This window comes from Streptosporangium lutulentum, from assembly GCF_030811455.1.
GTDB lineage: Bacteria > Actinomycetota > Actinomycetes > Streptosporangiales > Streptosporangiaceae > Streptosporangium > Streptosporangium lutulentum.
In genome coordinates this window covers 431076-444410 of sequence record NZ_JAUSQU010000001.1, presented here as the reverse complement: position 1 = coordinate 444410, position 13335 = coordinate 431076, and the positions used below count along the sequence as shown (strand labels likewise).

13 protein-coding genes and 1 pseudogene are annotated in these 13335 nt (G+C 68.5%); 6 read left to right on the top strand and 8 right to left on the bottom strand.

The features are described 5' to 3' along the window. Positions 1 to 113: 113 nt before the first annotated feature. Positions 114 to 1037: an LLM class F420-dependent oxidoreductase gene (locus J2853_RS01885; protein WP_307554273.1), complete on the bottom strand. Its 924-nt coding sequence runs from the start codon at positions 1035 to 1037 to the stop codon at positions 114 to 116. A gap of 146 nt (positions 1038 to 1183) precedes the next feature. Between J2853_RS01885 and J2853_RS01880 the strand changes: the two genes are divergently transcribed. Next, complete coding sequence (locus J2853_RS01880) at positions 1184 to 2269, top strand: glycoside hydrolase family 18 protein (RefSeq protein WP_307554271.1); 1086 nt, start codon at positions 1184 to 1186, stop codon at positions 2267 to 2269. 317 nt (positions 2270 to 2586) lie between these two features. Next, positions 2587 to 3360 carry a Clp protease N-terminal domain-containing protein gene (locus J2853_RS01875; RefSeq protein ID WP_307554268.1) on the top strand — a complete coding sequence of 258 codons (774 nt, stop codon included), beginning with the start codon at positions 2587 to 2589 and terminating at the stop codon, positions 3358 to 3360. Between the two features lie 346 nt (positions 3361 to 3706). On the opposite strand, the gene J2853_RS47745 is transcribed toward J2853_RS01875, so the two are convergent. The 6 genes from J2853_RS47745 to J2853_RS01850 form a co-directional block, all read right to left on the bottom strand. Beyond that, positions 3707 to 4036: a tyrosine-type recombinase/integrase gene (locus tag J2853_RS47745; protein ID WP_370879173.1), complete on the bottom strand. Its 330-nt coding sequence runs from the start codon at positions 4034 to 4036 to the stop codon at positions 3707 to 3709. Positions 4037 to 4333: 297 nt separating this feature from the next. After that, complete coding sequence (locus J2853_RS01870) at positions 4334 to 4564, bottom strand: hypothetical protein (protein WP_307554267.1); 231 nt, start codon at positions 4562 to 4564, stop codon at positions 4334 to 4336. 158 nt (positions 4565 to 4722) lie between these two features. After that, positions 4723 to 5775, bottom strand: coding sequence for a UDP-N-acetylmuramate dehydrogenase (locus J2853_RS01865; protein WP_307554265.1), 1053 nt, complete (start codon positions 5773 to 5775; stop codon positions 4723 to 4725). Beyond that, entirely contained in the window at positions 5768 to 6829 is a 1062-nt protein-coding gene (locus J2853_RS01860; RefSeq protein WP_307554263.1) for a serine hydrolase domain-containing protein, read from the bottom strand. Before J2853_RS01860 ends, J2853_RS01865 begins: the two co-directional genes overlap by 8 nt. After that, entirely contained in the window at positions 6829 to 8145 is a 1317-nt protein-coding gene (locus J2853_RS01855; protein ID WP_307554261.1) for a UDP-N-acetylglucosamine 1-carboxyvinyltransferase, read from the bottom strand. Before J2853_RS01855 ends, J2853_RS01860 begins: the two co-directional genes overlap by 1 nt. A 5-nt stretch (positions 8146 to 8150) precedes the next feature. Continuing rightward, positions 8151 to 8867: an LbetaH domain-containing protein gene (locus J2853_RS01850; protein WP_307554259.1), complete on the bottom strand. Its 717-nt coding sequence runs from the start codon at positions 8865 to 8867 to the stop codon at positions 8151 to 8153. 223 nt (positions 8868 to 9090) lie between these two features. Between J2853_RS01850 and J2853_RS47740 the strand changes: the two are divergent. From J2853_RS47740 to J2853_RS01840, 3 genes and pseudogenes are all read left to right on the top strand, one after another. Then, positions 9091 to 9294: pseudogene (locus tag J2853_RS47740) on the top strand (helix-turn-helix domain-containing protein); the annotation flags it as partial. Positions 9295 to 9432: 138 nt separating this feature from the next. Next, positions 9433 to 9861, top strand: coding sequence for a hypothetical protein (locus tag J2853_RS01845; protein WP_307554257.1), 429 nt, complete (start codon positions 9433 to 9435; stop codon positions 9859 to 9861). A gap of 36 nt (positions 9862 to 9897) precedes the next feature. Then, positions 9898 to 11133, top strand: a complete 1236-nt coding sequence (locus J2853_RS01840; RefSeq protein ID WP_307554052.1) for an IS701 family transposase — start codon at positions 9898 to 9900, stop codon at positions 11131 to 11133. 131 nt (positions 11134 to 11264) lie between these two features. On the opposite strand, the gene J2853_RS01835 is transcribed toward J2853_RS01840, so the two are convergent. Beyond that, complete coding sequence (locus J2853_RS01835) at positions 11265 to 12362, bottom strand: IS630 family transposase (protein ID WP_307554255.1); 1098 nt, start codon at positions 12360 to 12362, stop codon at positions 11265 to 11267. A gap of 117 nt (positions 12363 to 12479) precedes the next feature. Here J2853_RS01835 and J2853_RS01830 point away from each other — a divergent pair, with 117 nt between their 5' ends. After that, on the top strand, positions 12480 to 13082 hold the full coding sequence (locus J2853_RS01830) for a hypothetical protein (protein WP_307554253.1): 603 nt from the start codon (positions 12480 to 12482) through the stop codon (positions 13080 to 13082). Positions 13083 to 13335: the final 253 nt, after the last annotated feature.

Sequence of the window (13335 nt, the reverse complement as noted above, 5' to 3'; positions counted from 1 at the left end):
CTCATGCGTGAACGGCGGGATCCCCGTCCGGACCGCCACGTCCCGCCGACGGCGGATCCGCTCCCCGGCTCTTCTTCCCCCGAGGCCGAGAGGCGGATCCACCTCCGCACGGTCTACACGTGGGGCAGGACCTCGGCGGCGATGAGCTCCAGGTGGTCCAGATCAGACATGTCCATCACCTGCAGGTAGATTCGCTCGGCGCCCAGCTTCGCGAACTCGCCGATCTTCTCGACCACCTCGGCGGGGGTCCCCGCCAGCCCGCGCGCGCGCAACCCGTCGAGCCCCTGCCCGATGGCCTCCGCGCGACGCGCGAGTTCCGCGTCGTCGCGGCCGACGCAGACGGTCTGGGCGGTGGAGAACAGGATCGGCTCACGCCCCTCCTCCTCGCACGCCCGCCGGACCCGGTCGAAGCCGACCGCGGTGTCCTCCAGGCCGTGGAACGGCAGGTTGTACTCATCGGCGAACCGCGCGGCCAGACGCGGGGTCCGGCTGGGACCGGACCCACCGATGATGATCGGCGGCTTGGGGCTCTGCGCGGGCTTGGGCAGCGCGGGCGAGTCGGCCAGCCGGTAGTGGGCGCCCTCGAACGAGAACCTCTCGCCCACGGGAGTGGTCCAGAGGCCGGTGATGATCTCGAGTTGCTCCTCGAACCGGCCGAACCGCTCTCCGAGCGGCGGGAACGGGATCCCGTAGGCGTTGTGCTCGGTGTCGAACCAGCCGGTGCCGAGGCCGAGCTCGACCCGGCCCCCGCTCATCTGGTCCACCTGGGCCACACTGATCGCCAGCGGGCCGGGCAACCGGAAGGTGGCCGCGCTGACCAGGGTGCCAAGCCTGATCCTGGAGGTCTCCCTGGCCAGGCCCGCCAGGGTCATCCAGGCGTCGGTGGGGCCGGTACCGGGGTCGCCGGAGCCGAATCGCATGTAGTGGTCAGAACGGAAAAAGGCGTCGAACCCCAGCCGCTCCGTGGTCTGTGCGACCGTCAGCAGCTCGTCGTAGGTGGCGCCCTGCTGTGGTTCAGTGAAGATCCTCAACTTCATAGTCACCATTATCCGGGCACTCCGGACGGCATCCGCAGAAAGCCCACGCCGTGGCGAGAAGGCTTGCTAGCGTTCGTGCTTTCACCGCAACCAGTAGTCGATCGAGCACCGACAGCGATCAGCATGCCGTCAAGAAGGTGGATCACATGCCGGTGGCGACAGATCGCCCCGCCGCCCGCCAGGCCCGGGAGCCGGGCACTCCGCCCCGCTCCCTTGTCGCGCTCGCCTCGGCGGCGCTCGCCCTGACGACCGGCGTCGCGATCTGGCTCCTGCCCGCCGAGGCCGGCGACGACCGGGCCGTGCCCGGCCTGGACGCACGGGCCGGGGTGACGGCTTCCGGGCTGGCCACCCGATCCACCGCCGGACCGTCGCCCGCACGGAGCGTCGTCTCCTCCACCGGCCGGCCGTCGGGCTTCGTGACGTTCGTCGACACGGTCCGCGACCCGCTCTTCAATCTGCCCGAGGCCACCGGCAAGGACCGCGTGCACTGGTTCACCCTCGGTCACCTCACCACCGGGCGCAGGGAATGCGTCCCCACGTGGGGCGGCGGGAAGGAGCGGGACGGCGGCCTCGTCGCCGACCGCCTGAGCCGCCTGCGCGCGGCCGGCGGCGACGCCGGTCTCGCCTTCGGCGGTCCCGTCGGGCGCGAGCTGGCCGCCGCCTGCACCGACCTCGACCGCCTCGTCGCCGCCTACCGGCAGGCGATCGACACCTTCGACGCCACCTACATCGACTTCGAGGTCCAGGACCCCGCCGACGCCGAGACCGTCCTGCGCCGCGCCAGGGCGATCGCGGCCCTGCAGCGCGAGGCCGAGGCCGGGGGCCGTTCCCTCATCGTGAGCTTCACCCTCCCGGTCACGGGAGCGGGCCTGGCCCCGAGCGACCAGACCATGCTCCGATCCACCCGCGAGGCCGGCGCCGAGATCACCGCCGTGAACCTCCTGGCCACCGTCGGCCCCGCCCCGGGACCCGGGCTCACCCGAGGGAGCCTGCGCCCCGTCGCCTCGGCCGTCCGCGCCGCGCACCCTCAGATCGCGGAGTCCCTCGGCGAACCCGTCGCCTGGAGCAGGATCGCCCTCACGCCCGTCCTGAGCAGTTCCCACGACCTCACTCCGGTCAACGCCCGCAGGCTCATCGCCTTCACCAGCCGCAACAAGCTGGCCTGGCTCTCCATCAGGGGCGCCGCCCCCACCCCGAAGGTCGCCCGGTTCCTCACGGTCTCGACGTACTGACCTCGTCCCCGCCCCTGCCGGCGGATCTCACTCCCCGGTGCGGGCAAGCAGACACGGACGGCCACGGAGCTCTCCGCGTGCCCGGATGAGGTCACCGAGGGGCTTCCGGCCTGGGCGCGCCCACCCGGACGGCCTCCGGACCGGGACGCCCGGCGCGGAACGCCGCGCTTCGCACGGTTCGTCCGCGAATCCGGCGGCGACGGCCCACGACGGCTCCGGAACCCCGGCGGGTTGCCCGCGCAGAACACTGGACACCCGCCCCCCTTAGGGGTTATGAATGGGTTATAACCCTTCACTAACCCCCAAGGGGAGACACAGTGCCGAAGATCAACGTCTACCTGCCCGACGAGCTGGCAGAGGCGGTGAAGACGGCGGGGGTGCCGGTCTCGGCCATCTGTCAGCGCGCTCTGGAGCAGGCCGTACGGCGGGTCACCGCCATCCGCGAGACGGCGCTGAGCGCCCCCGACCTCGACCTCGACGACCTGACCGCACGGTTCCCGCACTTCACCCCGCGGGCCCGTACCGTGATCAAGCTGTCGGTGGAGCAGGCGCGGGCCCTGGGGGCGGCCGAGGTCGGCACCGAGCACCTGCTGGGCGGCCTGCTGGCCGAGGGGGGCAACCTGGCCCTCCAGGTCCTCGGCGTTCTGGAGATCGAGCGCGCGGAGGTGCGGCACCGACTGGACCGTCTGAGCGTCGAAACCCCCGAGGTCCCCGCCGACGGCGACGACGAGCTCACCTTCAGCGCGTCCGCCGCCGCGGCCCTGGAGATGACCGTCACCGACGCGACCGCCCTGGGCCACAACTACATCGGTTGCGAGCACCTGCTCCTCGGTCTGATCGCCGAACCCGACGGGGCGGCGGGCCAGATCCTCCGGGGGCTGGGCGCCGAGCAGCGGCTGACCCGCCGCGCGGTCTCAGCCGCCCTCGCGGGCTACGTGCACCTGCGGGCCCAGACCCAGGCCTCCGCGACGCCACCGCCTCCCCCGGACGCGGCGAGCGCCCTTTCGGCGGCCGTCCGCGAGGAACTGCGGCCCATCCTGCGACGGCTTGAGCGGTTGGAGGAGCACCTGAACCCCGCGGACGAGACGTAACCCGTGCGCGTGGTCGCACACGTGCTCATACGCCTGACCGTGGGCATCACCGTGGGCGTGATCGTGGGCTGGGGATCGGGCACGGTCATCGGCGTGGTCGCGGGCCTGATCGCGGGCACGGGGTGTGGTCGAGAGCGGCTCACACGCCGCGACCCCGGCGCGCCGGCCGGCGTCAAGGCAGGACGAGCCGCCACCCGCCCCCGGTCAGCGCCTAGATCGACTCTTTGACCAGGTGTGCCACGCATTCGACGTGGTGGGTCATCGGGATTACGTCGAATTTAAATCGTCCCAGGTTGAAGCAGGGTTACTGATCCACGATCATTCCCCGTGCGCATCTGGTGCGCATTCATCTTCGACCACGCCTCCTCGATCTCACCGTGCGCGCCAGGCGTGCATACCGAAGAGTCGTCTGGTACGACGCGTGACCAAGCAGATTCTTCACTCGGTACAGATCCACACCTTGCTGCACGAGCCAGCTCGCCGCCGTATGGCAGCAGTCGTGAGGGTCGCACCTCGGCACCGAATCGGTCCGCTGATCCTTCGGCAACTTCCGGTTGGCTTCCTGGATCTTCGCGTTTGCGGCGTCGATCGCCTCATACCAGACGGCTCTCCAGTTCGCACCCGAGAGCAGGGCACGCTCATCAGCGCCGGGCGACCGACGCCAGGTGACGAACACGAAGGCGTCCCGGCCAAATCGGACTAGAAACGCTACTTTATAACTCTTAGAGCGATCTGTGAGTCAATATATATATGACCCACAAATGCGCTGAATGTGGCGCTTCAACCGTAATTCCCTTCGGGGATTGGAATACGATCCAGGCTCCCGCGATCGCCGCGTGGGATGACCAGCACTCGGCCGAGGCCCACGGCGGGCAGCCGATCGTGGCCTCGACCGACATGGTCCTGGACTGAGCGAAGACGAAGCGCCCCTGCTCCTCCATGGGAGGAGCAGGGGCGCTTCGTCGTCCGTCTCCTATGTCATCGTGACTTCACGCTGCACGGTGACAACCCCGCCGCATTCGCAGCGATAGAACCACTCTTCCATCGGCATGGTCACCTTGGCGTAGGCCGTCCCGTTGTACGCCTTGACCGGTACCCGCTTGGTCTCGATGGGCGAATGCCCAGCTAGACGGAGTCTGTCAATGCGCCCGCAGTTCGTGCACTTCGGTGCCACCGGCACCTTTACATCTTCGGCATTCAGCATGGGAAACTCCTAAATCGACGCCACGACGCCGGGAGTCTCCCTCTTTTCGTTGCTTACGTCTTGTCGCGCCTTGGCGGAGACTGCGATGCCCCGCCGCCCGTATGGACGGCGAGGCGTTCTTCACGATGCTCACCGCGCAGCAGCCTGTACACGTCCCCTCACGGCATGTCCCTCTCGGCGATCAACACCGCGACGGGCCGCGCGGGCTCAGGGTGCAGCCGAATGCCCGTCATGGTGAAAACGTCACGAGCCAGCGTTTGCAGGACCGCGTTGAAGGCGGCCGAGGTCGCCCCGTCATGAGCGGTGAGGGTAAGAGCTCGACGGGTCGAGCAGGACACTCCTGGTGCAAGCTGACTGCCGGCATCGTGCCCGGCCAGTTGGAGCAGCCATCCGGCGCTCGTTCGCAGAACGCGATAGTCATCGCGGTAGACCATGCCGCCCGCCTTGCACACCTCATCAGCTTGAGTCGCGGTGATCGGCGGGTTAAGGAACACCGACCCCACTTGGCGGGCATCGGGCCCGCTCTCCGATAGGGAGAGGCCACGCTGACAGCGGTCGATCATGACACCTCGGGCCGCCTCGACGAGCGGAACCCGGGCGTGCAGGGGCACGCCGAGGTGATGGGCGAGATGCTGGTATGTGACCGGGGCGGCGTACGCACTACGGGTGAGACGTAAGACGACCTCAAGGATCGTCCACCGGCCCGGGTAGGCCTTGAAAAGGCTGGTGCGGTAGCCGAACCCGCATGCTTCCGGGTAGAAGACGGCGAGCTGCCTACGGCTCCAGTCATAGACGGTGAGGCGGGCGAGGGTGTCGGATATCTGCTGACCGTAGGCGCCGGTGTTCTGGATCGGAGCGGCGCCGACCGTGCCTGGGATACCGGCGAGGTACTCGATGCCGGATAGGCCCTCGGTGATGGCGAACGCGACGAGGGCCGAGAGCGGCTCGCCGGCCTGACTGGTGACTTCTACGACGCCCCCGTCGAGCTGACGGGCGGTGATGCCGCGGGTCGCCATGCGGATCACCGGCCCGGGATACCCGGTGTCGTCGGCGATGGTGTTACTGCCGCCGCCGAGAACAAACGGCGCTATAGCCTCGTGCAAGACGGCGTGCGTGAGATCGGGCCAGGCAGCCGGATCGGTGTGAATGAGCAGCCGCTCAGCGGGGCCGCCGAGACGCAGCGTGGTGTGATCGGCGAGCAGTTCACTCATCCAACACCCCCGAGCGCCATGTCGCGGAAGCGGAAATCGTCTTGAGCGCGAGGGCCCGCAACGGTGCGATGCGAGTGCGGGCGGCCCCGTAGTAAACGGCGTTGGTGCAGATCACGAGGTACCGGCCGGCGTCCGGGGCGAGATAGAGACTGGTACCGGTGAACCCGTGGTGATAGGCGACGTGCCCGCCGGCGGCGAGGATCCACGACACACCGCGGTCGAGGCCCGGCTCGATCGGGGCCTGTGGGACCAGGCTCGCCCGTAGCCACTCGCCCAGGACGTCGCCGCGGGCGTAGGCGTCGAGCAGCCCTGCAGCGTAAACGGCCACGTCGTGGGGTGTGGAAAAGACCCCTGCATGCCCGGCGACCCCGCCCAGCAGCGCGGCGTTGTCGTCGTGCACACAGCCCCAGGTCCTCGGGGCACCGGGAATACGCTGCTCGGTCGGTGCGACGTGAGAGCCGCGGGCAACGGGCCCATAGACGGTGGACCCCATCCCGAGGCGCTGCCAGAACCGGCCGGCGAGCTCGTCGAGCGGGACACCGTTGACATGGGCGAGGGCCAGGCCGAGCAGGATGTACCCGCGGTTGATGTAGCGGTGCCGGCCGGTCTCCTCCTCCAACGGCTCGCGGCACAGAAGTTCGTGCAGCGGTGCGGACGCGCCGCGGTAGTGATCCAGGCGGGTGGAGGCACGCAGCCCGGAGGTGTGCGCCAGGAGGTGACGGAGGGTCGCCTCTGCGCTGGGGGCCTCACCCGTCATCGGGGGCAGCACGTCGCGTACGGGTGCGTCCAGATCACCGAGGCCGGCCTGAAGGGTCTGGCCGATGAGTGGCCATGTGGCGACGACCTTGGTCAGCGAGGCGACGTCGTACGTCGTGTGCTCGGTCGGGGCGAGCTCGCCGAGCTCGGGCGCGACGGTGCCTGCGGTCAGGACCTGCTTTTGCCCGTCGACGGTGCCGCAGACGATGACCCCGCCGGGGGTCGCGCCGTCGGCGACTACCTCGGCGAGAGTCTCGTGAAGACGGGCGGTGTCATCGGCGCTGAACGGTACGGGCATCAGGGGGCCTCCGAGGTGATGGTGATGTCAGCTCCGAGCGTGGCGAGATTGGCCAGCAAACGACCGTAGCCACGCCGAAGGTGGTACATCCCCCGGATCGTAGAGGCGCCCTCAGCAGCGAGAGCGGCGATTAACAGAGCTGTCACCGCGCGGATGTCCTCAGCCGCGGCCGAGGCGGCGCGTAGCCGTACGGGCCCGCGTACGCCGATGATCGAGCCAGTCGCGGAGATCTCGGCGCCGAAGGCTCGCAGGCCCTTGATGTGGGTGTCTCGGCGGGGATACACGCGCTCGGCGATCAGCGAGGACCCGTCGGCCTGAGTGAGCATCGCCGCGAGCTGCGGTGCGGTGTCGGTGGGCAGCGCCGGATGTGGGCCGGTCGCCGTGGTGATGGCCCGCAAGGGGCCGTCGAGGATCGAACGGATGCCGCCGCTCGCGTCGTCGGTGAGACTGATGCCCGCCGTTGCCAGAGCCGCGGTGAGGCCCTCGGGGATGGATGCGAGGGTGATCCCGTCGAGGTGCACGTTACCGCCGGTCGAGGCAGCAGCCATGATCATGGTTGCCGCCTCGATTCGGTCCCCTGCCACCGTGAACCCGCCGCCGGTGATCCATTCGCTGCCGACGACGTGTAGCCCTTGCTCGTCGAAGTGGATCGCGACGCCGCGCTCGGCCAGGAAGCGAGCGGTCTCGGTGACCTCGGGCTCGATCGACGGGTGCGTGATCAGGCTGCTACCCCGGGCGCGCGCGGCGAGCAGCATGGCGGTCACTGTCGCTCCCAGACTCGGCCCGTAGGGGGTGTTCACGTCCACCGTGAACGCCTGTAGGCCGCGGGGTCCGCACCGTGCGCGGATGCCGGTGGCGTCGGCGGTGACCTCGGCGCCGGCGGCCTGCATCGCCGCGAGGTGCCGGTCGATCAGGCGGGGGCAGAACGCGTCCCCGCCGGGGTAGGGCAACATGACCTGTCCGGTTCGGGCCAGCATCGCGGCGGCCAGGACGACGGTCGTCCGTACCCGGTGGCCGAGCTCGGGATGGATGACAGGGTTGATGGCCGTCGCCAAGGCCGGCGCCACAGCGAACCGGCCGCCGGTGGTGGTGACGGTGGCTCCGGTGTGGGTCAAGATCTGCGCGCACACTGCGGTGTCGATGATGTCCGGGACCGCGGCCAGGACGACCGGGGCATCGGTCAGAAGTGCGGCGGCGTACAGATGCAGAGCGATGTTCTTGCTGCCCTGCACCGGGATACGGCCGCTCAGAGGGTGCCCGCCGATGATCTGAACGATGGTGGCGTCGAGAGTTTCGCGGGTGGGAGTGATGGTCATGGCCGTCACCGCACCCGAGAGCCGGCGGGCAGAAAGCCGCCGATGTGGTCGCGGGGGTAGACCACCGTGCCGGGGCCGATCAGCGTTCCCGGCGACAGGACGGTTCCGGCCGGCAGAGCGACCTCGTCGCCGACGACGGCACCGAATTTCGTTTGCCCGGTGGTGATGCGCTGCCCGTCGAGGTTGACGGTGATCTCGTCGATCGCCGGTTCGGTAACCGGCCCGCGGTCGCATCGTAGGCCGGTGGTGGAGCAGAAAGAGCCGATGTTGGCGCGTCGCCCGATCACCGAGTCGCCGATGAAGCACGGATGTTTGACGAAGACGTGCCCGGCCAGCAGGCTACGGGTGATCTCCGCGCCGAACCCGATCCGGCAGCCGGGGCCGATCACGCTGTGATCGCGGACCAGGGCGCCGGCGGCCACGACGGCGCCAGCACAGATCAGCACCGGTCCGACGATCTGAGCGCCGGCCTCGACGCGGGCGCCGGCCTCGACGATGACCTCGCCCCTGAGTAGAGCGCCGGCCTCGACGACGCCACGAGGCAGACCTTCGAGGCCCACGGCGACGGGGTTGTCGAGGTCGGCCGTCATGGCGGGTTTGATGTCGAAGACTGTCCGGCAGTTGCTCAGCAGACCCGTGATGTAGGCGCCGAGACCGTCGGAGCGGAAGTAGTAATCGGGAGCGAGGCGGGCATCTGCGGTACGTGCCGCAGACGCAACCAAGGTCGGAGACTGCATCAAGTCCTCCCAGGGAGCAGACCGAATCGGTAGCGGCCCGCTGAGCGCGAGCCGCCTGCACATGAGGTGACCGCATCCGGCCCGGCTACGGGAGGGGCGTTGCCCTGTGCTGCAAAGGCGTTTGCGTGTGGTGCAAAGGCCCTGTCAGAGGCGCTCAGGCGCGCGTAGGTTGAAAGGGGCGTGGTCTCAGCTACCAGCGGGGACAGGTATGAGTGCGATCGACAAAACGGAAGCATCATCCCCCGTGACTCCTGGGGAACTCGTACGTCAGATACGGCAAGCGCGACAACTGACGCTTGCCCAGCTCGGCCAGCTCGCCGGATATTCTGCGGCCCAGGTGTCCCGCTACGAGCGGGGCATCTCCCCGATGACCGACGTCGCCGTGTTGAAGTGTTTCGCTGAGGCGCTCGGCATCCCGCATCAAGCCCTTGGCCTGGCACCGCCCCGGCCGAAGACCCGACACGGACAGGCGACCGTACCAACCACCGCATATCCGTGCCTGCCTGCTCATAGTGTGGAGAGGGGTCAACGGGAGGACGGGGAAGATCCGGTGCGTCGACGAAATTTGCTGGCGAACCTAGCGGTCACGGCTGCCGCCGCCGCGAGCTCTCGAATCCTTGGAAGTGGCACCGCACAGGCAAACGAGGCCCTGCTCGGCGAGGTACTCGTCGCCGGCCTACGTGACGCGATGCTCGGCCTCGGCAACCCTCTCGGCGACCCGTCGCCTAAGCAGGTGCCCGCGGAACTCTCGCGGGCCCTCGCCGACTTCCACGCCTGCCGTTACGGCAGCCTCGCCGTACGCCTACCCCGGTTGATCCGCGCCGGGCACGCGCTCGGCAACAGCGAAACGGATCACGCACTCCTCTCACAGAGCTACGTTCTGGCAACCCGCATGCTCGTCAAGCTCGACGAGCAGCAACTCGGTTGGATGGCTGCCGACCGTGCACGCCAACTAGTAGGACTTGGTTACCTCGGGTAGGAGACGGTATGTCACCTGCGTTGGGGGTGAGGGAAGATGACCCCTCAAGAACTCGAGGCCGTGCGGGCGCGACTGGAGACGTTCGCCGCCGAGGTGTTCTCCTGTTTCGCCCGTGCTGATCAGCGGCGATGGGGCGAACGATATGTGCGCGGCCTGCTGACCGACGGGGCCCGTAAATCGATGGAGCCGATGGCGGCCCGGCTGGGCGTGGACCGCCAGGGGCTGCAGCAGTTTCTCACCGACGCCCCCTGGTCACATCAACTGGTGCTGGCCGAGCTGGCCTGGCGGATGGACACGGCGATCAACCCGGCCGCCTGGGTGGTCGATGATGTGTCCTTTGTCAAGGATGGTGAGGAGTCGCCGGGAGTGGCCCCGCAGTACTGCGGGGCGCTGGGCAAGACCGCTAACTGCCAGGTCGCCCCGAGTGTGCACCTGGTCACCGACGTCGCGTCCTGTCCGGTGAACTGGCGGCTGTTCGTGCCCGAGGGGTGGGATGCGGCCTCACCGCGCACGGAGGATTCGGCCGCGGTGGCGGCGCGCAGGCAACGGGCCCGGATCCCCGCGGACATCACTCATGTGCCCAAGTGGCAGCTGGCTTTGGACATGATCGATGAGCTGTGTTGCTGGGGGCTGGAGGCGCCGCTGGTGGTCGCCGATGAGGGCTATGGCCAAGACGGGGCCTTTCGTCTGGGCTTGACCGAGCGTGGCATCGGCTACGTGGTGGGGGTGCGCTCCGATACCGCGCTGCTGGGCATCGATGCCGGCCGGACGGTCGCGCCGTATGCGGGGACTGGGCGGCGGCCGGTGCCGCGTTATCGAGACAAGCCGCGCTCAGCCCAGCAGATCGTGACCGCCGCCGGACGGCGCGCGCTGCACGCGGTGACCTGGCGGGCCGGGTCCAAGGGGCCGTTGCGCTCACGGTTTGTCGCGCTGCGGGTACGGCCGGCGGGGCTACGGATCCGCCGCGCGCACATGGGCGAGGATCTGCCGGTGTGCTGGCTGCTGGCCGAATGGCCACCTGGTGAGAGCGAGCCGACCAAATACTGGCTGTCCACCCTCCCGGCAGACATCCCGCTACGGCGCCTGGTGCGCCTGGCCAAAATCCGCTGGCGCATCGAACACGACTACCGGGAGTTGAAGACCGGCCTGGGTCTGGACCACTTCGAGGGCCGCACCTGGAGTGGCTGGCACCATCACGTGACCCTGGCCTCGGTCGCACACGCCTTCTGCACCCTGGAGCGGCTCGACCCAAAAGTGCCGGCTGCGGTTTGAGCACCTACCGGATCATCGCCGAGTTGCAACTACTCCTGGCGTGCTGGGCCGGAATCTGCCCCACCTGCCGCCGAGCGTTACCCAGACACGCCCAGCCCGTCCCCACCTAACCAAGCCCTACTAGTGGCCCGTCACGCAACCTTGGCCGGGTAACTGGTCCAGCTTCTGATGGGTGAGCTGGCGGCGAAGTTCGTCTTGGGCCGGGCTTGGGCGTTGCGCCAGCGCACATAGGCGCCGATCGCCGCGTTCTGCTCGGCATGGCTGCGGTGATCAGTGCCATTGAGGGCGTAGTAGCGCAAGGCGGCGAATTCGGACTCGATCCAGTTCAACCACGAGCCATAGGTCGGCAGGAACACCAGCTCGACATCGTTGGCAGCCGCCCAGGCGCGGACCTCGCGGTGCTTGTGCGGCGAGTAGTTATCCATGATCACATGCAGTTTTTCGCCAGGCCAGCGCGCCCGGAGCGTCTTGAGGAAGGACAAGAACTCCCGCCAGCGTTTGCGTTTGCGGATGCGGTAAAACAGCTTGCCGGTGGCCAGATCCAGGGCCGCGATCATCTGCATGACGCCGTCGTAGCGATGGTAGGTGGCCCGCAGCCGGGCCGGTGAACCCTGAGGTCGCCACCGTTTGCCCTTACGCGGCAGCAGATTCAGCGGCCCGAGCTCATCGACGCAGATCACCCGCCCATCAGCGGGCGGGCTGTCATACAGCTTCAGCACGCGTCGCATCTTGGCGATGAAGTGCGGGTCGGTGGATGCCTTCCACGTCGTGGTGGTCTGCCAGCTCACCCCGCCCTTGCGCAGGATCCGCCGCAGATGCTCGCGGCTGATCGCCGCCACCACCCCTCGGGCGATGAGGTGCTCGGCCAGCGTGCGCAGGCTCCAGGTCGACATGCCGGCGATGCCCCACTCAGCGGGGACCGTCTTGGCGATCAGGCAGATGCGCTCACGCACCCGCTCACTGATCGCCGGGGGACGGCCCCCGCTCCATTTTGGGTCCAGCGCGTCAAACCCCCGCTCGTTGAAGGCGTGGATGACATCACGGACGTAGTCGTCACCGACCTGCATCAACGAGGTGATGTCCGGCACCGACTGGCCCTGGCCGGACATCATCACCACGATCGCCCGCCGCAACTTGATCGGATCCTTCGCGGTCCTCGTGATCCGCTGCAGTCTGCGGCCTTCCTCCATCGACAACGGCCGGACGAACACCTCTGGTCGGCGCGCCATGACCACCTCCCTATCTTGCGGAAGCAGCCAGCCTGACGGGTTCACCCCAGGAGATCAATTACCCGTCCAAGGTTCAGTGACGGGCCACTAGCCGCGGCCGGCGGCGATGTGCTCACGGTGGCCGAGGCCGCGCGGAACCTCGCTGTACTGGCCAGGAAAGCGGGATGGAACGATCAGGCGATGTCGATCGCGTTGGCCGCCGCTGATGAACCGAGCTTGCGCGATGCCGGGCGGGCCGGCGCCGCCGAGCGCGGCCTACTGATCCAGTCCGCGGCCTACACCGCGGCCCGAGGCGGCGACCGTAAAGGAATGCGACAGCTCACCGACGAGGCCGCGGCGATCGCCGTCGAGCTCGGCGGGACCATGCTGCGCGACCACGGCGGGGGTTTCAGCCCGGTCACTGTGCAACTGCATCTCATCTCGGCCGAGAACTCGGCCGGCGATCCGGCAGCCGCCCTGAGCGCCGCCCGCGCGATCGCACCCCAGAAACTTCCCAGCGTGGAACGCCGATCCCGGTATTACACCGACATCGCCGCGGCGTTCGCTCAGTTGGGGCGCCGCGACGAATGCGTGCGTGCGCTTCTGACTGCCGAGCACCATGCCCCTGAGGAGACGCATGCACGTCCGGCGGTGAAGTCCCTCATCTCCGGTCTGCTGGTGTCCGGGCGTACAGCGCCGGAGCTGCGTGGTCTCGCCGCGCGCAGCGGTGTCATTGCATGACACATGTGATGACGCCCCCTTTTCGAGAGACGAGGCGGGATACCTCAGATTGGGAAAAACAGGGGCTTTTCACATGTCTCGGTCAGTCGCGCATCCCGCACTCCTGAAGTTCTCACCCTTCACTAGGGTCGCAGTCACCCCACGGGGTGCGTCGCTCACGAAGTCGTTCGCGATGGCGTCTCCCGAGCCCGTCGTGCGCTCCCAGTAGCAGTCGGTCACGCGGCCTGGCCTGGTTCGATGCAGACGGTCCCCA